The sequence below is a fragment of the Microbacterium sp. MYb66 genome (assembly GCF_002979435.1).
Classification (GTDB): domain Bacteria; phylum Actinomycetota; class Actinomycetes; order Actinomycetales; family Microbacteriaceae; genus Microbacterium.
On the sequence record NZ_PCOV01000001.1, the window covers coordinates 554865 to 576827 of the forward strand.

Sequence of the window (21963 nt, forward strand, 5' to 3'; positions counted from 1 at the left end):
CTCGTGCGGTGGTGAGACTGCGGGGCTGTGCCCGGGCGCCCGTGTGGGTCACACAGTGGCGGTATGGAGTTGCGCGAGGGTGTGTTCGAGGGATTCGACGAGGAGGGCGCGGGAGACCTGGAGTAGCTCGGTGACGTGGGAGGTGGTGGCGCGGTAGAAGACCTGGCTCCCGCGGCGTTCCGAGGTGACGAGGTTGTGCCGGCGGAGCACGGCGAGGTGTTGAGAGAGGTGGGACGCTTCGATGTCGACGTCGTCGATGAGGGCGCTGACTGAGACCTCGGGGGTGGTGCTGACGATCTCGAGGATACGGACGCGGACCGGGTGGGCGAGCGCCTTAAAGAGGTTGGCTTTGGCCTCGTAGAGGGGGCGTTCGGCACCGAGTGGGTTCGGCATGATTGTCCTCATTCGCTTGTCAGTTCGCGAGCGACATCGTCGTCTCGGGTGCGAGTCGTGTGTGTTCGACTCGAGTTGATGATGTCATCTTCTCATCATTCCAGTGAGTTAGCGCTGGCGTGGCTGCGTCGCACGTGGCTGCGGGCGTGCTCGACGGCCTCGGAGAGGTGGGTGAAGAGGTGGTTCTGGTGTCGGAGTGCGGCGATCACGCCGACTCGTGTTGCGACGCGCAGATGCCGGTCTTGGACTCCCTTGATGAGGACTGTGATGCCGCGGCGTTCGAGTGAGTGGACGAGTTCTGTGACCACGCGTGCTCCTGTCGCGTCGAGGACTTGGAGTTGCGAGAGGCGGAGGATCACTACCGAAACACTGTGGATCTTGTTGATCTCGTCCATCATCCGGTCAGCTGCGCCGAAGAACAGCGCGCCGTCGAGTCGGAACAAGGCGATTTCCGTGTCCTCCGGTGCCGAGGGTGCTGGCATCTCCTCGCGGTGGACGCCGCCCGAGGCAGCCAGGGCTCGAAGTGCGAAGAAGGCGGCAGCGATAATCCCGATGCCAACAGCGATGATGAGGTCGAATGACACGGTGACGATTGCTGTGGCGATGAACACGGCGGCGTCTGACTTGCTCGCGGTGATGACGCTGCGAACGGTGGAGAGTGAGATCATTCGGGTCGCGGTGACCATCAGCACGCCGGCGAGTGCGGCGAGAGGTATCTGCGCGACGGCCATGGTGGCCAGGTAGACGACTGCCAGCAGCACCAGGGCGTGGATGATCGCGGCGACGCGTGTTCGGGCGCCGGATCGGACATTGACGGCGGTCCGGGCGATCGCTCCGGTCGCGGGCATGCCACCGAAGAATCCGGAGGCGACGGAGGCAAGTCCCTGGCCGACGAGTTCGCGATCCGCGTCGTAGGGGCCGGTGTCGGAGATCGACGCGGCAACACGCGCGGATAGCAGCGACTCGATTGCAGCGAGAGCGGCGATCGTGAATGCCGGACCGACAAAGGTCATCAAGTTGGCCGCATCGACCTGGGGCAGTGCCGGTGCGGGGAGGGAGGACGGTAGCGCCCCGATTCTGTCGAGTGGCAGGTGGGCGATGACGGCTATCACCGTCACGAGGATGATCGCGATGATGGAGGCGGGCAGCTGCCGGTGGAGCTTGGGGAGATAGATCATGCCGACCGCGATGAAGGCCACCACGCCGAGCGCCCAGGCGGCCTCTGCTCCGCTGGCAGTTCCGATTGCTTGGATCGCGGATACGAACGCATTGCTGCTGGGGCCCGGGGCGGCGCCGATCGCGGAGGGCACCTGCTGCAGGAAGATGATGATGGCGATGCCGAAGGTGAATCCTTCGATGACGGGCCAGGGGATGTAGGACACCATCCGCCCGAGTCGCAGGATGCCCGCGATGAGAACGAGGACCCCGCCCAGAATGCTGACGATCGCGACGGCGGAGGGCCCATGCACGGCGATCACTGGGCCGAGGACAACGACCATGGCACCTGTGGGCCCGGACACCTGCACGTTCGAACCACCGAACACGGCCGCGACGATGCCCGCCACGATGGCCGTGATCAGACCGGCTTCAGCCCCCGCGCCTGAACTCACCCCGAACGCCAGCGCCAGCGGGAGGGCGACGATGCCGACCGTGATACCCGCGATCAGGTCACCTCGCCAGGACCTCCGCAGCAGGCGATAGTCCGACGGGCGGGGGAGCAGGAGCCCTATCGATCGCGAAAAGTTCATGGAGGTTCCCGTCAGTGTTCGCGTGTGTGGGGGTGATCGGCCTGCGCATCCTCTGAGGCGAACGCTCGCCAGCGAACTGAGTAGGCGAGTACGCAGGCGGGCACGAGCTCGCTCAGACGAGGTTCCAGTCTCATCATCGCGCGAAGTTCCCTCGGTAGTCCTCGAAGGCCCAGCCAATAAGGCACACCACAACAAAGGGAACGATGATGACCGCAAGCCACGTGCCGACGGCCATTCCCACAACGAACATCCCGATCGCGCCGGCGAGAAGGATCGGCCACCAGCTCCACGGGCTGAAGTGTCCCACTTCGGGATCCCCGTCGTCGATATCGGCGTCGAGCCGATCCTCAGGCAGGCTGCCGGCCGGACTCTCACGCTGGGTGATGGTGAAGTAGAACGCGATCAGCGCACACATGATGCCTGACAGCCCCATCGTGATCGTACCGATTACCTCGAACTCGCCCTGCAGAAGACTCCAGACGACATACGCGGCGTCCGAGGCGAGAAAACCGATCGCCATGATCCACAGAACAACCTTGCTCGAATTCACCATTCACCCTTCATCGCGAAAGTATGGGTTGATAAAATCATCATATCACTGGCATTGATTGCACCCTGCCCAGCGGCTGCGTGACCCTAGCGTTCGAGGCCCTAGTGGCCCTCGGCCGCCCGCTTCGGATCTAGACAGACAGTGGGACGTCGTTCCAGAGCGGAGTTCCGGCCCAGGGCGTTCCACGGTCCTCGAGCGTGGTGTGACTGACTTGTCGTAGCGTCGAGAGCACGGCGGTGGGGGTGATCTGTGCGGCGCGTGCGGCGATGGGTGTGTGTCGGAGGGCGAGATACCAGAGGCTGGCGAGATGGAGGTGGCTTTCGCGGGTGTCGATGACCGCGTTGCCGCTCGCGGGGGTGAGGCCCAGGTCCAGCAGTTGTTCAATCGCTTCGGAGAGAGTCTCGCTCAGGATCGCGGCGTTGGGGTTTTTGGTGCGGTCAGCAACGAACTGGAGGCTTTCAGCGAGGGCGAGGAGTTCGCCGGTGCTGTCCCACCCGAAGTGTCCGGTTTCTTCGAAGGCGCGGGCCAGTGCGGGAGCAGTCCCGCCGGCGCCGGTTTCGAAGACTCGTCCCCCGCCGAGGAGGGGGACGACGGAGAGCATCCGCGAGGAGGTGCCGAGTTCCATGATCGGGAACAAGTCGGTGAGGTAGTCGCGGAGGAGATTGCCGGTGACGGAAATCGTGTCCTCGCCGCGCCGGATCCGCTCGAGCGAGTACTCCATCGCCTCCTCCGGCGCCAACACCTGAATATCGAGGCCCTCGGTGTTCTCGGTCTTCAGATATCTGCGGACAACGTCGGTGAGGGCGCGGTCGTGCGCGCGCGTGGGATCGAGCCAGAACATCGCTGGTGTTCCACTTGCGCGGGCGCGGGAGACAGCAAGGGTCACCCAGTCGCGGAGCGCGATGTCGGTGGTGTGGCATGCACGCCAGATATCTCCGGCGGCGACCTGGTGGTGGAGGATGACGTCGCCTGCCGCGTTGGTCACCTGCACGATGCCGGCGTCGTCCAGTTCGAAAGTCTTGTCGTGCGAGCCGTACTCTTCCGCCTTCTGCGCCATGAGTCCGACGTTCGATACGGAGCCGAGTGTGGCCGGGTTGAACGCACCATGGGTGCGACAGTCGTCGATGACCTTCTGGTAAATGCCGGCGTAGCTGGAATCGGGGATGACGGCGAGGGTGTCACGCTCGCGCCCGTCTGGCCCCCACATGTGTCCAGAGGTGCGGATCATCGCGGGCATTGACGCGTCGATGATCACATCGTTCGGGGCGTGCAGGTTGGTGATCCCCCGCGCCACGTCGACCATTGCGAGGGCGGGACCGTCATCGATCCCGTCCTGGAAGGCCTGGGATATCTCTGCCCCGTGGGGCAGGCGATCAAGACCGCTCAGGAGTGAGGCGAGCCCGTGGTCCGGCGTGTAGCCTGCCGCGGCGAGCTCAGCACCGTACCGTTCGAACACGGCGGGGAAGAACGCTTGGATTGTATGTCCGAAGATGATCGGGTCCGAGACCTTCATCATCGTCGCCTTCAGGTGCACGGAGAACAACAGGCCCTCCGTCTTTGCCCGCTGGATCTGGGCGTCAAGGAAAGTACGCAACGGCCCGACGCGGAGTACGCTCGCGTCGACGACGTCCCCCGCCGACACAGGAACTGCGTCTCGCAAGACACGAGCAACACCGGACTCGTCAATGAACTTGATGGCGAGCGTGTCCGCGGCCGGTGCGACCCAGGTGGTCTCGTTCGCACGGAAGTCGTCGCCGCTCATCGTGGCGACATTCGTTCTTGAGTCCCGACTCCATCGGCCCATGTGGTGGGGGTGCTTGCGGGCGTAAGACTTCACGGACGACGGCGCGCGACGATCCGAGTTCCCCTCGCGGAGCACCGGATTCACCGCGCTGCCTTTCGTCTTCCCATACCGCCGTCGAATGTCCCGGTCCTCGTCCGTGACGACCGCACCCGGATAATCGGGGACGTTGACTCCCTGCGCCTGCAGCTCGGTGATCGCCGCTTTGATCTGAGGGACCGACGCCGACATGTTCGGCAGCTTGATGATGTTCGCGCTCGGCGACGAGGTGAGCCGAGCCAGCTCGATCATCCCGTCCGCCTGACGCTGTGACGGTGTGAGCCGTTCGGGGAACTGGGCGCGGATCCGCGCTGGCAGCGAGATGTCCCGAGCTTCGACCTTCACGTCGGCGAGGGCTGCAAAAGCCTGCACCAAGGGGAGCAGCGTGAGCGATGCGAGACGGGGGGACTCGTCCGTCAGCGTCCAGATGATCTTCATGACTTCCCATCACGACCCGCCCACGCGCTGCACCAGGCATGTCCAGGTCGCCGTCGTTGGTTTATGATTTGACAAACTCATCATTTCATACTGCGGACGCCTCACACTCCATCCGAGGAGACCGCACCCGAGCTTTGGAGCACCGATGGCCGTGATCGCTCAGTTTCTCCTCACCCTGATACTGCTCGTGGGAGGGATCTTCCTCGTCGGCATCGCGCAGGATGCCCCGTCTTTCAATGCGTTGATCTTCATCGGCGGCATCCTGTCGATCTGCCTCGCGTTCTTCATCCCGATGACGGTCGCGCGGCGCGGCATGAGGTGATGTGGTCTCCGGTGGGCGCGAAAGAACAGACCATGATTCCTCGGGCAATCCCGCACCTCTATCTGTGGCGGATCGTTGTCTTCACCATGGGCGACCGCACCGAGTGGGTACCGACCCTCGTCCTGGAGCCCAAGGAATGGATGATGCTCCAGACCTCCGACGGCGAAGCCCGAAACACGTGGGTGGCATCTCTTCTCGGCGCCGGGTTCGGTCTGGTCATCGACCCGGATCTGGCACGCATCGCCCACGATGCGCCTGTGGTAGCCCCAACGGCAGCGATGGCGGATGTGGGTCGAGATGGCGCCGCGCGGATCGGCGGCAGCCTTGCCGAATCGGTGTGGACAATCGATATTGAGGCGCCGATCGACACTCATGATCCGGAAACCGCTGCTATTCGCCGTCTCATTGCCTCCCGGCGCACCATCTTGATGATCACCGGCTCCGGCCTCCAGATCAACGAATCGACCTGGGCGCTGGATGGTCTCTCCTCAGCCGTGGAAGCGGGAACTGTCGTTGCGGGATGGATTCCCGTATCCGAGGGATCCCTGCGCTGAGCCTCGCCGGACCCGCCGTGAGCCCGTCCACCAACACCGTTTCACCACCGCCCGACAGAGCCGGAGGCACGACCCGTCCATGCGCCGATCACGCATCTTGCACGACCACCCGGCACCGGAGCCCGCACCGTTCATTGCTCGAGCGGGCGACCGCGTCCACGTCCACGTCTGCGGGGACGCAGGCGATGATCCCTTCGAGCTGGTGACGGCGCTGGCGGGAAAGGCTCGGATCCCGACCCGGTATCTCAGTGCCGAACGACCTGACGCGACGGTTCTCTTCAGTTACGACACCGCCCAGCTCCCTGTGAAGGCTGGAGACATCGTCACGGTGATCGTCGATGACCCAGCGAATGGGCAGAGTTGGTGCCGGGACCGGCGGGGCGGCGCGGGCTGGGTGCCCCACGCAGCGTTCGGGACAACTGCAGAAGGACCGGATACGGAGCAACGCAGCAAGAACACTAAATGAGTTCATCAATTCATCAATTCATAAATTTCGTCCGTTCTTTCCTCCAGGGCTACCGGCACCCACCTGCGTGGAGCCGGTAGTCCTGGAGGAAAGCGAAAGGTTGTCCGATGCGTTTCACACTCCCTCCCGCCCCTGGTTTCGGTAGCGATTGCGCCCTCTGGGTTGCCGAGGTCGCCGCCCTAACGCAACCGGACCGGGTCGTCTGGTACTACGACACGCCCGACGAGCGTGCGGCTCTGCTCGCGCAGAGCGTCACGGAGGGGAAGTTGACCAAGCTCGACTCGGATCTCCGACCGGGCAGCTACCTGGCGCGCTCCGACGCGGCCGATGTCGCACGCGTGGAGAGCCGCACCTTCATCTGTTCGGAGTCGGAATCCGATGCCGGGCCGACGAACAACTGGCGCGACCCGATTAGCATGCGGGCGGAGCTCGCGGCACGGTTCGCCGGAGCGATGCGGGGACGAACGATGTTCGTCGTCCCGTTCTCGATGGGCGTCGCCCACAGCCCCCTCGCCCGCTTCGGGCTCCAGATCACCGACTCTGCCTACGCGGCGCTGTCGATGGGTGTGATGACGCGGGTGAGTCGCGAGGTGCGCACGCGTATTGATGACGGCGCGAACTGGGTGCCGACCGTGCACAGCGTGGGCGCACCACTCACCGCTGATACTGCTGACACGAACTGGCCGAGCAACACGGACAAGTACATCGCCCATTTTCCAGAGACACGCGAAGTCTGGTCATATGGTTCCGGGTACGGTGGCAACGCGCTGTTGGCGAAGAAGTGCTTCGCGTTGCGGATCGCGAGCGTCCTGGGCCGGGACGAAGGGTGGCTCGCCGAGCACATGCTCCTCGTCCGTCTGACCTCTCCCGAAGGACGCCCCTTTCACATCGCAGCCGCTTTCCCGTCCGCGTGCGGGAAGACGAACCTGTCTATGCTGCAGCCGACTCTACCCGGGTGGACGGTCGAGACGCTCGGAGACGATATCGTCTGGATGAAGCCTGGTGGCGACGGACGGATGTGGGCGATCAACCCGGAAGCGGGGTTTTTCGGTGTCGCTCCCGGAACGGGCCCCGGCACCAATCCGGTCGCGACGTCGATGATCGAACGCGACACGATCTTCACCAACGTCGCCCTCACCCCGGAGAGTGATGTCTGGTGGGAAGGGCTCTCCCCGGCCCCTGCAGCGCTCACCGACTGGCAGGGCCAGCCGTGGCAGCCCGGCACCGATCGTCCAGCAGCACACCCGAACTCCCGGTTCACGGTCTCGGCTGGTGCCTGCCCACTGATCGCGGAAGAGTACTTCTCCGGCCGTGCCGTACCCCTGGACGCGATCCTCTTCGGGGGACGGCGCGCGTCCACGACCCCTCTGGCCTTCGAGGCCTACAACTGGGATCACGGCGTGTTCATGGGCGCCACGATGGCGTCCGAGCAGACCGCAGCCGCGGAAGGCACCGTTGGCAGGGTACGCCGGGACCCATTCGCGATGCTCCCTTTCTGCGGGTACAACATGACCGACTACTGGGAGCACTGGCTGAAGATCAGCGAACAGCTCGACCCGGACCGAGCGCCCCGCATCTTCCAGGTCAACTGGTTCCGCCGCGGCGAAAATGGTGACTTCCTCTGGCCAGGATTCGGGGACAACGCCCGTGTCCTCGCCTGGATCTGCCGACGCGTGGCCGGATACGTCCCAGCGAGCCCGACACCGATCGGGATGCTACCGACCCTTGATGATCTCCACGTGCACGGTCTCAATCTGACCGACGAAGCCCAAGACCAGCTCCTCGCTGTCAACGACGCAGAATGGGCGGCGGAGACTGCATCAATACGTGAGTGGTTTGACGGATTCGACGGACATGTTCCGCCTCGGGTGCTCGAGCAACTCGAACAGCTCGAGCACCGCCTCGCCGCCGTTCACGAACCCGGCGCAACGGCCCGGGCGCGTCACTGACTGCTCAGGTGAGTTCCTTCCGCATCTTCGCGCTGACGATTTCGTAACCCATCGACTCGTAGAGGATTCGCGCACGGAGATTGGTACCGAACACGTTGAGGCCCAGGGTGTGTGCACCCTGGGCCTGCGCGTATGCCTCGCCGAGAAGCATCGTGTGGAGCCCGAAACCGCGACCATACTTGTCCGCGTGGATCTCGATATCCCACACCCACCATGCGCCAGGATCATCGCTCGGGTCCTGTCCGAGCCACAGATAGCCGACGGGCGTACCGTCGATCTCCACGACGTCAAACACCACGTGCCCGGGGCTCGGGACACCCGCGGGAAAAGCACGCTCCATGCTCGCCGTAGCCAGTCGATCGGCCTCTTCTCGAGACTGCCCCGCCGCAACAAGATCTTTTACGTACGTGTCCCGGCTACGGGCCAACCACGCAGGCAGCAGGGTCGCATCCAGCGGGCGGAGGGTGACAGGCATCGTGCGATCCTTTAGCTTCGGGTGAGGACGAGTGCGGTGTTGTGTCCACCGAAACCGAACGAGTTCACCACAGCTGTATTCGCTCGCGTCTGTCGCTTCTCGTTCCGAACAACCTCGACGTGGATCTCGGGATCGACCTGTTCCACGTTCGTCGTCGGCGGGATGACTCCCTCACGCAGTGCGAGGACGGTGACCATTGCACTCAAGGCGCCGGACGCGCCCAGGAGATGTCCCGTCATCGACTTGGTGGAGGTGACGGGTGCCTCGATCCCCGACGCGACGATCGCTGCGCTTTCATGTACGTCGCCTGCCGGGGTGGAGGTTGCATGGGCGTGGACAAAACCCACCTCTCCAGGATCGATACCTGCAGCTCGCAGCGCGAGGAGGATCGTGCGCGCCTGGTTACTCGGGTCCGCGCCGACGATGTCGTCAGCGTCGGCGGTCGTCGCCGCGCCCGCCACGTAACCGTAGACCGCTGCCCCTCGGGCCTGGGCGAAGGCCTCTCGTTCCAGGACGAGCATCGCCGCCCCCTCGCCAAGCACGAATCCGTCCCGTGAGGTATCGAACGGACGAGAGGCGCGTGTCGGGTCTTCGTTGCGCTTGGAGAGCGCCCGCATCTGCGAAAACGACGCCATAGTGAGGCCCGTCACCGCGGCCTCCGCCCCTCCCACCAGCACAACATCCGCCGTCCCGGAGAGGATCATCTCGCGACCGGTCGCGATGGCTTCCGACCCGGACGCGCAGGCGCTGACCACCGTGCGGGCTCCCGCCTTCGCCCCGATATCAATCGACAGCCAGGCCGCAGGGCCGTTCGACATCAGCATCGTGATCGTGTGCGGCGATACCCGACGCGCTCCGGTCGTCGACAAGACGTGCTCCTGATCCAAGGTGGCGGTGATCCCACCGACACCGGTTCCGACCACGACACCGAGACGGTGCCCGTCCACAGCCGGGCGGCCGGCGTGTTCCCAGGCTTCACGCCCAGCAACCAGCGCGACCTGCTCCACGCGGCTCATCCGCCGCGACTCACGGACAGATAGTCGCTCCGCGAAACGGTCGTCGACGAGGCCTGCAATGCGCGTGGGAAGCTCCTGCGCCCACGGGAATTCCAGGGCTTTCACTCCAGACGTGCCACCGAGTACTGATGACCAGCTCGAGGGCGCGTCGAGCCCGACCGGGGTCACGGCTCCAAAACCGGTGATTGCGATACGCATCAGCGTTGTTCTCCTTCGTGGGGTAACGGGGTCAGTCGGCGGGAGCGGCCGGATCCCAGGATCGGAACGATGCGCCGATCGAGCGGGCAGCCCCGCACCGAGCGAGCAGGGTCTGACCTTTCGGGAATGAGGGAGACCGCGAGTGGAACGCGGAGAGGTCACTAGCTGGTCACCGCTGAGGGCCTGCCTGCGGCTCCAAGCCCCGGATGGGTGTGCGGATGAGCTGGCCGGCATACGCGAAGCCGCCACCGAAGCCGAACAGAAGCGCGAGCGCATCCTCAGGGATCCGTCCCGCATGCCACCACTTCGACAGTCCCAGCGGGATGCTCGCGGCGGAGGTGTTCCCGGACTCCGTGACGTCCGTGAGGACGATTTTGTCTTCGAGTCCCAGCTTCTTCGCGAGGGGTTCGATGATGCGCAGGTTCGCCTGATGAGCGGCGAGGACATCGATGTCATCGGGCGTATAACCCGCACGTTCGATGACCGCCCTCGCATGGCGAGCAGCATCGGAGATCGCCCACCGGAACACGCTTTGACCGTCTTGCTCGAACCGATCGGTGGGGGCTTGGATTCGAACAGTATCGACCATGCGTGACGCAGATCCCCAGGAGACGGCACTGATCCGGGGCGAGTCGCTCGCCGTGACGACCATCGCCCCGGCCCCGTCAGCGGTGAGAATGCAGGTGCTGCGATCCGTCCAATCCGTCACTGCCGAGAGCTTCTCCGAGGCGATGACGAGAGCAACGGTCGCCGTGCCCGTGCGGATGGCACTGTCCGCTATCGCGAGTGCATGACAGAATCCGGAGCAGGCCGTGTTGATGTCGATGATCACCGGCGAGCCCGCGCCGAGGGCATGGGCGACTCTCCCCGCCGTATTGGGTGTGCGGTCGGTGGCCGTCGTGGTCGCGACGACGATCAGATCGACCTGGTCGATCTGGACCGCCGCGTCAGCGAGCGCGTAACGGCCGGCCTCGATAGCCATGTCGGCCACCGTTTCAGTTTCCGCGGCGAGGTGACGAGTGACGATTCCGGTCCGAGCGCGAATCCATTCGTCGTTCGTGTCAACCAAGCGGGACAAGTCGTCATTCGTCACTACGTCCCTGGGCTGGAAGTGGCCGAACCCCACCACCTGTGATCCCGCGGAACCCATCGGAAGCTGCATCGCGACTCCAAACAAAGGTTGTGCGTACGCGTCTGGCTTCACCACCGGGACGCGGTAAATGATCAGACCTTCTTCACTACGCTGGACTTCAACAGCATCGCCCCGAAGCCGTCGACCTTGCAGTCGATGTCATGACCATTGATGGGATCGATCAGACGGATACCCCGCACTTTCGTCCCCGCTTTGATCCCCGAGGGGGAGCCCTTCACCTTGATCGACGTCGTCACAACAACCGAATCGCCGTCCACCAGCAGGTTTCCCACCGCGTCCTTCACGACGCGTGACACATCCCCATCTGAATCGGTGAGGGCGTCCTCGGGGGACCATTCATGGCCACACATAGGGCAGACCAGCAGCGCACCCATTTCGTAGGCGTGCTCACTGGAGCACTCTGGGCAGAGAGGAGCAACGTCTGGCATGCGTCGATCTTACCGTGACATGATGATTCCATCACATCGTTACATGGCGGTTGCGTCGCCGTACAACTTTCGTGATCGCTCGCGACCGGGGAGAGTTGGACTCCGGGAAGCGGGCACGCGATGATTCTCGCTTCCTGTCGCGTGGCCGCTGTGCTCACAGAGCACCACTGACCTCTGTGGCGCTGGGTTTGGGTGGACATGCCCTTGGCGCTCAACCACCCATGGGCGGGTTCTTACCTTCCGCATCGATGCACGAGCCCGCGTCATCGTTCGGAGCGTGCCGGGCTGTCGAGGACCCTCAACCGTGCACGGCCAGATACCTGCCATCGTGCACAAATACGGTCTTCGTCGACCTGTACCCAACACTGCGACCTGAGAGGACAAACCTGATGCCCTTCGCCAAGCAAGTAGTCAGAGCAAAACGCCAATTCGCGGCGCTGCACCCTGTCTATGCCGAGACCTTCCATCTTCTGGCAATCGTGGCCGGGGCCGCGTGCGTCGCGATCGGACTGGAGTTCTTCTTGGTGCCAAACGAACTTCTTGACGGTGGCATCACTGGAGTCGCTATCCTGTTCTCAAACGCGCTCGGCTGGCCTTTGGGAGCATTGCTCGCCGCCCTCAACATTCCCTTCATCGCACTCGCGTGGAGATACAGCGGATGGAAAAACGCCGCCCGCACGACCATGGGGATCGCAGCCCTGAGCGGACTCGCGTTCGTCTTCCACCACAGTCAACCTGTAACCCGGGAGTTGATCCTTGCACTGGGATACGGCGGTGTGCTCCTAGGGATCGGCGTAGGGATCGCACTGCGGTATGGCGGGGCGCTGGACGGCATCGAGAGTCTCGCTCACGTCCTCTCCGAACACGCCTCCATCGACATCGACAAGGTCATACTGGTGTTCAACTTCGGACTCTTCGTAGTTGCCGCGTTCATAGTGTCTCCCGACCGCGCTATGGCCTCGTTCCTGCTCTTCTACGTCGTGGTCGCTCCGATCATCTCGAAGATGACAGGATCGACGAACTACAAGACGGTACAGATCATCACCGTCGAAGGGACGATTCTCGCGCAGGCACTCAAAAGCGAGTTCAAGCAGCGCGTGCTCATCGGCACCAAAGCTAAGGCTGACGGCAGCACGGTGTTCATGGTCACTACCTACATCCCGAAGCTCGAAGAGCGCCTCCTCCTCGAACGTGTCGAAGCAATCGATCCAGACGCCTTCGTTGTTGTCAACGACGCCACCACAGTGATCGGATTCACCGGTGAATAGTGTGGAAGCGGTTTGCTCCGCTTGCCTTCATTTCCTCGCCACCTAGCTGCACCGACTCGAATGACCATGCCCGTCACGTGAAGCCGATCAGGAAAGTGTCACGACAAGAAGCTCTCAGAGTCAGCAAACATGCTCATCGACGTGACACTTAGTGTCATCCCGAGACGATTTCGACAACACAGACGAAAGTTGGGCGGCATACTTGTCTCGTCCGCGCAGCGGAGTTGAGGACGCTCAGCGCCACGGGTTCGTCTTGGGCCGAGAGATTTGGTCGCGAGCGCCGGATACGGCGATGGCGTCGTGTGCGCAACGGAGGCTACGGGGTGGTGTGGGTCGCTTAGGGTGATCCCATGACAGCACCGGTGCTCCCCTGGCTTCCTGATCGCCATCTGGGCGCCGTGTCGACGCTCGCACACGCCGACGAGCTCATCTCGCAGGTCGGAGACCTCCTGTTTGCCTACCTGCGCTCCGGCGAAGTCATCGCCGTCCGCGAGGTGCCGAACGGCGCCGTGAGCGACGCGGTCGTTGAGGCGATTGCGCCGATCCCTAGGAGGGTTCCTTTGCTGGTCGCGGACGCCCTCGTGACGCTACGCGCGGCGATCGAGCACACCCTATTCACCGAGGTCGAGTTCGTCTGCGGCAGCCCGTTGGACGAGAGGGCCGCACGGTCGATCGAGATGCCTGCGAGTCGTACGTATGAGGAGTTCGCTGACTGGGTCAGAGGACGTGCTCGCCGCACGCCTACTGCGATGGCGCAAGGTAGCGAGATATTGCGTCGCGTCGAGGGGCTTCAGCCCTACCACCGGAACATTAGGCCGGATTTGCACCCGCTCGCGCGCCTCGCTCTGCATACGAACCATGCCAAGCACCGAACACCAGCGATCACGGCCGTGCGCCTTGTGACCATCGTCCGAGACGACAGGGTGCCACTCTCGCTAGACGAGCTCGACCTCAGACCCGAGGTGCCACTCATTGTCGGTGACGTCATCGCCCAGACTCCATTGGGCCAACGGGTCGCGGCCTCGCTCTTCCCGACGATCGGGATCAACCGTCCGGGCACCGACCAGTGGCCGATCCTGATGCACGAGCTGGACGAGATCTCGCGATGGGTTCGGGAGCAGGCGATACCGCGGCTCGTCACCGGCGGTCACCCGCCACCTGACAAGATCCCTGCGTTCTACGAGATCGACGTCGGCCACGAGGATGAGCGCGCGGCGATCGGGCTGGGGACGTCGACGGCCGCCACGGAGCGGAACAAGATTCAGATGGGAGCAGCGATCGCCCGCCAGAACTTGGTCGGAGCCCTCCTGCCGATGTCCGATGACCTGACCGCAGAAGTCATCACAGCGTGGGCGGCGCAGCTCAGCGACGAGCACGTGCTAGAACGGGTCACGCGTCTCAAGCCTGGGCCGCGTGATGACCTCAGTCTTGTTGAGCAGAACGTGGGTGCCCTTGCTGTCCTACGTGATGAAGTACTGCAATTCGGGGCTGCCGCGTCGTAGTGTCGGTGGTCCGCGTCACAATGGATACCACGTAACTCGTGACCAGACCGGAGGGCCCGATGGCTCGTCTCATCCAGCAGTTCAAAGACGCTCTTAGCTCCATTGAGCCCGGCGATGACAAGGCCAACGCTCCAGAAGCGCACAAGCTCGTCCGCGATGCGCTCGTGGCCGACGCCAAGCTGACGGAGTACGGTGCGGATCCTGTTCTGATTGGTTCGTACAAGCGCAGCGTGTCGATCAAGCGAATCAAGGACGTTGATGTGTTTGTTCGGCTCCCTCAGATCCCTGACGACGTTACCTCCCAGAAGATACTCGATCGGTTCTTCCGGGTACTGCACGACGAGTTCGGAACAGACGCAGACGGACACCGACGCACGAAGCGACAGGATCGCAGCCTGCAGGTGAGCTTCCCAGAGTACGACCTCTACGTCGATGCAGTTCCTGCACGCCCACACGCTGATGGGGAAACGTGGGAGATCCCTCAGCGAGGCGATGAAGACGAGTGGGTGCAGACAAACCCTGAGCGCCTGACGGCGCTGTCGACGGAGATGAATGCGGCCCACGACGGCTACTACGTTCCCATCGTGAAATTGATTCGGCAGACACGACGAGCGCAGCTGGGAACCTCGAAGCCTGGTGGGTTCTTCTTCGAAATTGCGACTTACCAGGCGTTCGCGTCGGGCTCGGTTTCGGGTACAGATCACGCTTCGTACTATGCGTCAGCTTTGGGTGAGATTAGCCGTCTCGTCACCAACTTTGTCGATTACGGAATCGACGTCGAGGATCCGACGCTTTCCGGCAACAGCATCCGGATCCGTGCAACCGATGACGAGCTTTCTGCGGCTCGTGATCGATTCGCCGACGCCGCGCAAACGGCGCGGGATGCGCTCAGCGAGGAAGACGAAGGCCAGGCGGCACTTGCCTTCCGGGGCCTGCTCGGGAAGAACGGTGATGACGAGGACGTCTTTCCAATGCCTCCGGGTTTCAACGAGGACGGCATCAAGCGGGCAAGTGTCGTATCGGCAGGCGCGCGGCTCGTCCCTGCAGGGAGCAGGACCTTCGGTTGAGCATCGATCGCTACGACGACTTCGTTGCTTACGCGCGGATGCACTTCGAAGAGGGGCTTCTACGGGCGGGGTTCGCGACAACGTCGGGCGGGTGGATCGGGTCGATCATGCACGGCGCCAACTCAACGGATGTGATCATTGCGCTGCCGTCACGTTTCCCTTTCGTCCCACCACGCGTAGTTCCGGCCGCTATCGACACCGTGTCATGGTCATGGCATCGGGAACGGGATGGTGCACTGTGCCTGGTCGCAGAGGATGATCATGACGGCCTCTGGTGGGTCGAGCCGGTCGAGTTCCTCCAGCACATCTCGGCCTGGTTTGAGGAAGCAGACGCAGGGTGGCCAGAAGATCGCCCCGACCTTGACCTGGAGCGCTACTTCGATCCTTCGCCTGATCGACGCGTCTACCTCTACGACGAGATCACCGACTATCTCAGCGCGTTTGTCCGATTCAGGCCCGCAGCCAACAACACCATGATGATGGTGCGTGGAACGCGGCCCCGCAAAGCACGTAGGCAACACAAGGATCGCTATGGTTACGTCGTCGAACTCGAGAATTTCGATACCCCGCCGCGCAGTTGGAGTGACCTCGCGGAGCGCCTTCCCAATGCGTTGGAAGTTGACCGCAAGATTCGTGACGGCTCCATTTCGATCGTCCTAGTCGTCTATCGTCGCAGCGACCAATTGGGTGTGTTCGCGCTCGACGTATCGATCGAAGTCGAGCGATCAATCACCGCGCGCTCTCTGATATCAGGATCGACCGGGGCGGTCGCCCGGAACGTTCGCGCGGGCATCCTCGCTCCCGCGCTCGGTAGCAAGAAGGTTGCCATCGTCGGAGTGGGCGCGATCGGATCGTTCATCGCTGACGCCCTTGTTCGCTCAGGAGTGCGCAACCTCACCCTGATCGACGCGGACATCGTGCTACCAGGTAACCTCATTCGGCACCTGGTCGGTCCCAGCAGTATCGGACTGGCCAAAGTCGAAGCCGTTAGTCGGCACATCATCGGCCGGTACGACATGGCCGACCTCCACTTGGAACTCGACGCCCAACGTCTCGATAACGGCGCTGATGCGGTTGAGATCATCACGACTCACGACCTGGTTGTCAACGCGAGCGCAGAGTTTGCGACCACCGCGCTTCTTCATGTTGCTGCAGAGTCGGTGGGACAACATGTGCTGTCGGTAGCTCTCCTTGATCAGGGTGCCACGTACCGAGTCGACGTCTTGCCGCCGTTCTCCGATGTGGAGGTTGTGCCCCCGCTTGATGCTCCGCTCACAGAGCAAGTCATCGAACTGTTCGATTCGGGCTGTGGGAGTCCGATATCGCCCACGCCTCCCCATGCCGTGATGGAAGCTGCTGCAGCGGCGGCGAGGCACGTAATCGGGATTCTCTCGGGCCGTCCGATTCACGACGCCGGCGAGTCCAGAAGTGTTGCTCCCCAAGGAGAGATCCGCGTGTCATGACATCGAGCAGAAACATGCCCCACGTCAGGCTCTCCGTTTCGGCGCACGAGACGATCGCGGCGGCGACGGCTAGGGCCCTGCCGAACGAAGCCGGCGGTGTCCTTCTCGGCTACCGTACTGACTCCAACTTCGTTGTGACCGAAGTCCTCCAGGTCAGGGGACACGCGACGACGACCTCTTTCGTGCGAGACGATGTCGAAGCGAACCGACTGCTCACCGAGTTTCTCAAGGATCGCGACCCCTCCGATCCCGTGGGATACATCGGGGAATGGCACAGTCACCCAGCCCCCGTCGGGGCGAGTCCACGCGACCTCGAGTCCATTCGAGCCACCGCTAGGGCACACCCAGAGCCGCTGATACTCCTTATCTACTCCGCGGGCACTCCCTGGACGTACTCCGGGCGGATTGCGCAGCGACGCTTTCTGTTCGCGCCCAGAATCGCGACCGCAGACGTCTCCTATCCGCCGACCCGCTTCCCACCACTCGGGCCGCTTCCGGAACGTGCGGTGCGGGGCGACGGCCCCGTATTCATCTCGTACCGGCAGAGCGACGGCACGAAGCTTGCAGACTCATTCGAGGAACTCGCTCGAGCGGCTGGACTAGTCGTTTGGCGCGATCACACTGATCTGCGGGGCGGAACAACTACCGATCGACTCGAGCGCGCCCTTACCCATGGCCTCTCGGGTGCGGTCCTCATCGTCACTCCCGACATTGCAGACAGTGAAATCGTTCGCGAGCGTGAGCTCCCGCGCCTGCTCGAGCTCGATCGTGCCGACGACTTCTCCATGTGCATCGCCAACGCCGTTCCTCGAGCGATAGGAAGTCTGAAATGCGACTACGCGGCCCCGGACCGGCTTCTCCGTCTGGCTCCCGCGCAACCGCTCGCGGATAAGAAACAAGCGAATGTCCTTCGCTCCAGCGGTCAACTCGACATCATCCGTGATCTCGTCATGCACCGAGTCGAAGAACGGAAGCCCATCATCACACGTGACGGACGTGCGTTCACGATCAAGATTCAAAGCAGACCAGCGACCTTTGCGATCGATGCTGGCGCGGAGGACCTTCACATTCGGGTGCGGGCCCCTGAAAGTGGGCGATTGCCGCCGGCCAAGGGGCTCAAGCTTCTAAAGAAGACACTTGGGCTTGTCGGTGACGCAGTGCACGCATCAGGGGCACAGAAGGTCAAAATATCCGGCGGAGCCCATCTTTCAGTCGCGATCGCACTCGGTGCCGCGCTGCCCTCGACTGAGTTCAACGAAATTGAGGTTGTCGATTCCTACGAGCAGATCTGGAACTCGTCTCGCGCCAATGCTGAAAACCTCCCGGAAATCCGCACCGAGACGCTACAGCGTTCAGACTCGCCTAGCGCTGTCTCGCGGGTCGCAGTCTTTATCACACTCTCGCCAGATCCTGACCGTGCGGCGTTCCAGAGTTTGATCGAGCGAGGACCAGGCTTCGATGTTGCCCTTGCGTTGAGTGCCGGTGATGGCCGCATCGACCCGTCGTCGGCTGGGGCGTTCAGTGAAGCGCTTGCGGCGAAGATTCTCGACGTCGCTTCCACGTTCGGACGGTCTGAGGTACACCTTGCTTACCACGGTCCGTATGGCCTTGGCGTCCTGATCGGTAGACGGTTGAACACGCTCCGTACGGTCGTGTACGAGTGGACCGGCGAACTGTCAAACCAGGAACGCTATGTCCCAGTCATGACTCTTGAGCCTGGCGCCGGGGACGGTCCAATTGTTGCTGTCCACAGCACCAGTCGGGCGCGTTTATAGCGGCTCCGAGGAAATCGTGTTGACCTATCAAGTGTGGGTGGTGAGCGCAGCTAGTCGTCCTTCCTCAACGCAGCATGCTTGCGAATTGAGGATGCGGCCGATTGATCCGCGCGGCCTTGAACCCAACACGTGCCCCGGCGGCCCGCTGTTCCATCGCTGACTCCCGTGGCGCGTCGCGTTGTTCGCGCTGGTGCTATTGGGGGTCCGAGAGTGGATTTGCAGTGTGATCGATGGGGCCGTGCGTTGGGCAGAGCCAGATCAGCGCGATTGTGCTGTCGATGTGGCCGGGCTCGAGAGCCAGTCCGCAAGAGGGGCAGTCGCGTCCTGGCGGTAGACCATCCAGTCTGATCTCGTCGAAGTCATCAGAGGGACGGGATTCCGTTGCGAACTCCGTTGGGGTGCTGGCTATCGTCCCTGTCGTCGCCGGGCGTCGCAGCTGGGTGTGCTCGGGGCAAAGCGTGGAGATCCATCCGCGGAAAGTGACCTGGTGTCCCGGGTTGCCGCATTCCTCGCAGATGTGTGTGCTCTCGCCTTCGGCGGCCCAGATGATCTCGTTGAAGGTCAGCTGAGTATCGATGTCTTCGGGGTCCTCGGGCCGGGCGTAGTAGCGTAGGCCGCCGTATTTCGCCTTGCACTGCTCGATGACGTATCCGGGCGAGAGGCGGGCGAGTTGCGCGTCCAGCCGGGCCAATAGGTCGAACCAACCAGGACCGACCTCGATGGTCTCGCCCCATCCGTCCGCAATGCGGTCGGCGATGGCCTGGATTTGGGGAGGGAGTTCGTCGGTCACCATTCCATGATGTATCAGCCGATCAATCCTGGCCGCATCACCTAGTGAGGAACGTTTCGTGGATCTGCTCGATGATGGCTTCGCGCAACGGCCTCACGTTCTCGGGGCTCCAGTCCGTCGGGTCCGGGAACGACCATTCAATAAATCGGCCAGCCGGCATGGCGGGGAGGACCAGCCCGGGCTTCATCGCGACGACGATGTCCGCCGTGGCGAGGTCCTCGTTCGTAACGGCCCGTGGGGTCCGGTTACTGATATCGGGGCCGAGTTCGGCGACCGTCGCAGCGATCGCCGGATTGACCGCGTCGGCGGGTGAAGTCCCCGCGGAGGTGACGATGTAGTCGCCGGGCGCGAGGATCTCGAGCAGAGCTGCGCCGAGTTGGGAGCGGCCGGCGTTGTGCTGGCAGAGAAACAGGACAGTGGGGGTGCTCATGCGGGTGCTCCAAGCAGTGCGGGAAGGGAACGGGTCCAGGTCTGGGTCGCGGCCTGGACGGCATCCCAGGGCGATCCGAGCGGGGGCGTGTAGGAGAGATCGAGGTCGGAGACCGCCGCGACCGTCAACCCCGCGTGCAGGGCCGTGGCGAACGTGTCGACGCGTTTCGCGGTCTCTGTGCCGAGCCGGCCGACCAGCTGCGCGCCCAGGAGACGCCCGGTGCTGGTGTCGCCGGTGATCCGGAAGGTGATGGGCTGCGCGCCCGGGTAGTAGCGCTTGTGGTCATCCGCCGCCGACTGGACCGTCGCCGGGGAGTAGCCGGCGGCCGCGGCATCCTGATCGCGCAAGCCGGTGCGGGCTGCGACGAGATCGAAGACCTTCACGACCTGGGTGCCGACGGACCCGGCGAACCGGGCGCGCCCGCCGATCGCGTTCTCTCCGGCTACCCGGCCCTGCTTGTGCGAGGTGGTGCCCAGCGGCAGGTAGGTGGTGCCGAGGAGCCGGTGGTGGGTGATGATCCCGTCGCCGGCCGCGAACACGTGCGGCAGGCCGGTGCGCATCTGCTCGTCGACGACGACCGCCCGCCCCGCGCCGAGGCTTGCGCCCGCGGCTTCGAGGAGCGAGGTGTTGGGGCGGACACCGACGACGGCGAGGACCAGGTCTGCGGTGTGCGTGACGGGCTGCCCGTTCCGGGTGCCGGTGACGACAAGCCCCGCGGATGTCTTCTCGACTCCGGCGACGAGGGTGCCGGTGTGGACGTCGACGCCGTGCTCCTCGAGTTCGGTGCGGACGAGGCCGGCGAGTTCGGGGTCGAGGGTGGAGAGGACCTCTCCGCCGCGCTGCAGTTGGGTGACCTGCATGCCGCGTGCCGCGAACGCCTCCGCCATCTCCAAGCCGACGTAGCCCGCGCCGATGATGATCGCCGACGCCGGGTTCCGTTCGGTCAGGTGGCGGTCCAGGGCGAACGTGTCGCCCATCGAGTGGATGACGTGGACGCCGTCTTCGGGGCCGAGCTGTTCGAGCCCGGCGATGCCGGCGTGGGAGGGGAGCGCGCCGGTGCCGACGACGAGCTCGTCGTAAGCGATCGTCGACTCGTGGCCGGCCTGGTCGCGGACGGTGAGGCGCTGACCGGGGACGTCGATGCTCGTGGCGAGGGTGTTCAGCCGCAGCTGCATGCCGGTCGCTTCGAGGTCCCCGTGGGTGCGGTGCGCGAGGGACTGCCAGGGTGCGACGTCGCCGGTGAAGTAGTAAGGGATCCCACAGATCGAGTAGTTCGGGTAGGCGTCCGCGACGACCACCGTCACCTCAACCTCTGGGTCGAGTTCCCGGGCGCGGAGGGCGGCGGAGATGCCGGCATCGCTGCCGCCGATCACGGCGATATGGGTCATGCGAGGGACTCCTTCGAAGCAGCGTCCGCGGGATGCGAGCCGACCGGGACGGGTGAGGTGAACAGGACGACGGCTGCGGCGACGCCAATCGCCGCGCCGAGGATCTGGGCGGCGAGGAACGGGAGGACGGAGGTGGGGGCGACGCCGGCGAATGTGTCGGTGAAGACGCGCCCGATCGTGACGGCCGGGTTCGCGAACGACGTCGACGACGTGAACCAGTAGGCCGCGCCGATGTAAGCGCCGACGGCGGCCGCTATCACGGGCAGGGTCTGCCCGGCGCGGGTGAGCCCGGTGATCAGCAGCACCAGACCCGCGGTCGCGACGACCTCGCCCAGCAGCGTCCCCGCGGTGACCCGTTCGGTGGTGGCGATCGCGGTGGGGACCTGGAACATTAGGTTCGCGAGGAACGCCCCGCCGATCCCGCCGAGCACCTGCGCGACGACGTAGACGACCAGATCCCGAACGGGAAGGCCAGTGCGGGTGCGGCGGCCGAGGAGGGCGTCCGCGGCGGAGACGACGGGGTTGAAGTGCGCGCCGGAGACCGGGCCGAGCAGCAGGATCAGCACCGCGAGACCGAACACGGTCGCGGTGGAGTTCTCCAGCAGCTGCAGCCCGACATCGGCCGACAGGCGCTGCGCGGCGATCCCGGATCCGACGACGACGGTCACCAGCAAGCCGGTGCCGAGGAACTCGGCGACCGCGCGGCGTGACAGGGATGTGTGATTCATGGGCTCCTCATCTTGACGAACT

At 63.9% G+C, this 21963-nt stretch carries 21 protein-coding genes; 9 read left to right on the top strand and 12 right to left on the bottom strand.

Annotated elements, in window-relative coordinates; translation table 11 throughout:
* Positions 1-48 precede the first annotated feature (48 nt).
* The 4 genes from CQ045_RS02650 to CQ045_RS02665 all read right to left on the bottom strand — a co-directional run bounded on the left by CQ045_RS02650 (position 49) and on the right by CQ045_RS02665 (position 4969).
* Positions 49-393 carry a helix-turn-helix transcriptional regulator gene (locus tag CQ045_RS02650; protein WP_105721353.1) on the bottom strand — a complete coding sequence of 115 codons (345 nt, stop codon included), beginning with the start codon at positions 391-393 and terminating at the stop codon, positions 49-51.
* 95 nt (positions 394-488) lie between these two features.
* Complete coding sequence (locus CQ045_RS02655) at positions 489-2141, bottom strand: SulP family inorganic anion transporter (protein WP_105721119.1); 1653 nt, start codon at positions 2139-2141, stop codon at positions 489-491.
* Positions 2142-2274: 133 nt separating this feature from the next.
* Complete coding sequence (locus CQ045_RS02660; protein ID WP_105721354.1) at positions 2275-2691, bottom strand: cytochrome c oxidase subunit 4; 417 nt, start codon at positions 2689-2691, stop codon at positions 2275-2277.
* Between the two features lie 130 nt (positions 2692-2821).
* The gene (locus CQ045_RS02665; protein WP_105721120.1) at positions 2822-4969 is read right to left on the bottom strand and encodes an NADP-dependent isocitrate dehydrogenase; all 2148 of its coding nucleotides are present in this window, start codon (positions 4967-4969) and stop codon (positions 2822-2824) included.
* Between the two features lie 145 nt (positions 4970-5114).
* On the opposite strand from CQ045_RS02665, the gene CQ045_RS18730 reads away from it, so the two are divergent.
* The 4 genes from CQ045_RS18730 (at position 5115) to CQ045_RS02675 (ending at position 8260) form a co-directional block, all read left to right on the top strand.
* Positions 5115-5291, top strand: a complete 177-nt coding sequence (locus CQ045_RS18730; RefSeq protein WP_181156411.1) for a hypothetical protein — start codon at positions 5115-5117, stop codon at positions 5289-5291.
* Positions 5292-5302: 11 nt separating this feature from the next.
* Positions 5303-5845, top strand: coding sequence for a hypothetical protein (locus CQ045_RS02670; protein ID WP_146115170.1), 543 nt, complete (start codon positions 5303-5305; stop codon positions 5843-5845).
* 79 nt (positions 5846-5924) lie between these two features.
* Positions 5925-6311, top strand: a complete 387-nt coding sequence (locus CQ045_RS19130) for an SH3 domain-containing protein (RefSeq protein ID WP_374955005.1) — start codon at positions 5925-5927, stop codon at positions 6309-6311.
* 107 nt (positions 6312-6418) lie between these two features.
* On the top strand, positions 6419-8260 hold the full coding sequence (locus CQ045_RS02675) for a phosphoenolpyruvate carboxykinase (GTP) (RefSeq protein WP_105721122.1): 1842 nt from the start codon (positions 6419-6421) through the stop codon (positions 8258-8260).
* Between the two features lie 4 nt (positions 8261-8264).
* On the opposite strand, the gene CQ045_RS02680 is transcribed toward CQ045_RS02675, so the two are convergent.
* The 4 genes from CQ045_RS02680 to CQ045_RS02695 form a co-directional block, all read right to left on the bottom strand.
* Positions 8265-8735: a GNAT family N-acetyltransferase gene (locus CQ045_RS02680; RefSeq protein ID WP_105721123.1), complete on the bottom strand. Its 471-nt coding sequence runs from the start codon at positions 8733-8735 to the stop codon at positions 8265-8267.
* 11 nt (positions 8736-8746) lie between these two features.
* Positions 8747-9949 (bottom strand): beta-ketoacyl synthase, encoded by a 1203-nt coding sequence (locus tag CQ045_RS02685; protein WP_105721124.1) that lies wholly within the window; start codon positions 9947-9949, stop codon positions 8747-8749.
* Positions 9950-10118: 169 nt separating this feature from the next.
* A complete protein-coding gene (locus tag CQ045_RS02690) occupies positions 10119-11111 on the bottom strand; it encodes a beta-ketoacyl-ACP synthase III (RefSeq protein ID WP_181156412.1) in 993 nt (330 codons plus the stop codon).
* Between the two features lie 62 nt (positions 11112-11173).
* Positions 11174-11530: a zinc ribbon domain-containing protein YjdM gene (locus CQ045_RS02695; protein WP_105721125.1), complete on the bottom strand. Its 357-nt coding sequence runs from the start codon at positions 11528-11530 to the stop codon at positions 11174-11176.
* A 389-nt stretch (positions 11531-11919) separates the two neighbouring features.
* On the opposite strand from CQ045_RS02695, the gene CQ045_RS02700 reads away from it, so the two are divergent.
* The 5 genes from CQ045_RS02700 (at position 11920) to CQ045_RS02720 (ending at position 18605) form a co-directional block, all read left to right on the top strand.
* On the top strand, positions 11920-12798 hold the full coding sequence (locus tag CQ045_RS02700) for a YitT family protein (protein ID WP_181156413.1): 879 nt from the start codon (positions 11920-11922) through the stop codon (positions 12796-12798).
* 350 nt (positions 12799-13148) lie between these two features.
* Positions 13149-14300: a hypothetical protein gene (locus CQ045_RS02705; RefSeq protein ID WP_105721127.1), complete on the top strand. Its 1152-nt coding sequence runs from the start codon at positions 13149-13151 to the stop codon at positions 14298-14300.
* Positions 14301-14359: 59 nt separating this feature from the next.
* A complete protein-coding gene (locus CQ045_RS02710) occupies positions 14360-15367 on the top strand; it encodes a nucleotidyltransferase (RefSeq protein WP_105721128.1) in 1008 nt (335 codons plus the stop codon).
* Positions 15364-16830 (top strand): ThiF family adenylyltransferase, encoded by a 1467-nt coding sequence (locus CQ045_RS02715; RefSeq protein WP_105721129.1) that lies wholly within the window; start codon positions 15364-15366, stop codon positions 16828-16830. Before CQ045_RS02710 ends, CQ045_RS02715 begins: the two co-directional genes overlap by 4 nt.
* Positions 16827-18605 (top strand): SAVED domain-containing protein, encoded by a 1779-nt coding sequence (locus CQ045_RS02720; protein WP_219844384.1) that lies wholly within the window; start codon positions 16827-16829, stop codon positions 18603-18605. Before CQ045_RS02715 ends, CQ045_RS02720 begins: the two co-directional genes overlap by 4 nt.
* Before the next feature lie 193 nt (positions 18606-18798).
* Here the strand turns inward: CQ045_RS02720 and CQ045_RS02725 are convergent, their stop codons facing one another.
* From CQ045_RS02725 to CQ045_RS02740, 4 genes are read right to left on the bottom strand one after another with little or no spacing between them, the layout of a single operon-like run.
* Positions 18799-19395, bottom strand: coding sequence for a hypothetical protein (locus CQ045_RS02725; protein WP_146115171.1), 597 nt, complete (start codon positions 19393-19395; stop codon positions 18799-18801).
* Between the two features lie 37 nt (positions 19396-19432).
* Positions 19433-19825, bottom strand: a complete 393-nt coding sequence (locus CQ045_RS02730; RefSeq protein ID WP_105721132.1) for a low molecular weight phosphatase family protein — start codon at positions 19823-19825, stop codon at positions 19433-19435.
* The gene (locus tag CQ045_RS02735) at positions 19822-21213 is read right to left on the bottom strand and encodes an FAD-dependent oxidoreductase (protein WP_105721133.1); all 1392 of its coding nucleotides are present in this window, start codon (positions 21211-21213) and stop codon (positions 19822-19824) included. The genes CQ045_RS02730 and CQ045_RS02735 overlap by 4 nt, the downstream gene beginning before the upstream one ends.
* Complete coding sequence (locus tag CQ045_RS02740) at positions 21210-21941, bottom strand: MIP/aquaporin family protein (RefSeq protein WP_105721134.1); 732 nt, start codon at positions 21939-21941, stop codon at positions 21210-21212. Before CQ045_RS02740 ends, CQ045_RS02735 begins: the two co-directional genes overlap by 4 nt.
* Between the last annotated feature and the right edge of the window lie 22 nt (positions 21942-21963).

Coding starts and splice junctions, on each gene's coding strand:
- CQ045_RS02690 (WP_181156412.1), bottom strand. CDS start 11,111: ATGCAGCTTCCGATGGGTTCCGCGGGATCACAGGTGGTGGGGTTCGGC.
- CQ045_RS02665 (WP_105721120.1), bottom strand. CDS start 4,969: ATGAAGATCATCTGGACGCTGACGGACGAGTCCCCCCGTCTCGCATCG.
- CQ045_RS18730 (WP_181156411.1), top strand. CDS start 5,115: ATGGCCGTGATCGCTCAGTTTCTCCTCACCCTGATACTGCTCGTGGGA.
- CQ045_RS02685 (WP_105721124.1), bottom strand. CDS start 9,949: ATGCGTATCGCAATCACCGGTTTTGGAGCCGTGACCCCGGTCGGGCTC.
- CQ045_RS02695 (WP_105721125.1), bottom strand. CDS start 11,530: ATGCCAGACGTTGCTCCTCTCTGCCCAGAGTGCTCCAGTGAGCACGCC.
- CQ045_RS02740 (WP_105721134.1), bottom strand. CDS start 21,941: ATGAATCACACATCCCTGTCACGCCGCGCGGTCGCCGAGTTCCTCGGC.
- CQ045_RS02650 (WP_105721353.1), bottom strand. CDS start 393: ATGCCGAACCCACTCGGTGCCGAACGCCCCCTCTACGAGGCCAAAGCC.
- CQ045_RS02710 (WP_105721128.1), top strand. CDS start 14,360: ATGGCTCGTCTCATCCAGCAGTTCAAAGACGCTCTTAGCTCCATTGAG.
- CQ045_RS02675 (WP_105721122.1), top strand. CDS start 6,419: ATGCGTTTCACACTCCCTCCCGCCCCTGGTTTCGGTAGCGATTGCGCC.
- CQ045_RS02705 (WP_105721127.1), top strand. CDS start 13,149: ATGACAGCACCGGTGCTCCCCTGGCTTCCTGATCGCCATCTGGGCGCC.
- CQ045_RS02700 (WP_181156413.1), top strand. CDS start 11,920: ATGCCCTTCGCCAAGCAAGTAGTCAGAGCAAAACGCCAATTCGCGGCG.
- CQ045_RS02720 (WP_219844384.1), top strand. CDS start 16,827: ATGACATCGAGCAGAAACATGCCCCACGTCAGGCTCTCCGTTTCGGCG.
- CQ045_RS02655 (WP_105721119.1), bottom strand. CDS start 2,141: ATGAACTTTTCGCGATCGATAGGGCTCCTGCTCCCCCGCCCGTCGGAC.
- CQ045_RS02680 (WP_105721123.1), bottom strand. CDS start 8,735: ATGCCTGTCACCCTCCGCCCGCTGGATGCGACCCTGCTGCCTGCGTGG.
- CQ045_RS02730 (WP_105721132.1), bottom strand. CDS start 19,825: ATGAGCACCCCCACTGTCCTGTTTCTCTGCCAGCACAACGCCGGCCGC.
- CQ045_RS02735 (WP_105721133.1), bottom strand. CDS start 21,213: ATGACCCATATCGCCGTGATCGGCGGCAGCGATGCCGGCATCTCCGCC.
- CQ045_RS19130 (WP_374955005.1), top strand. CDS start 5,925: ATGCGCCGATCACGCATCTTGCACGACCACCCGGCACCGGAGCCCGCA.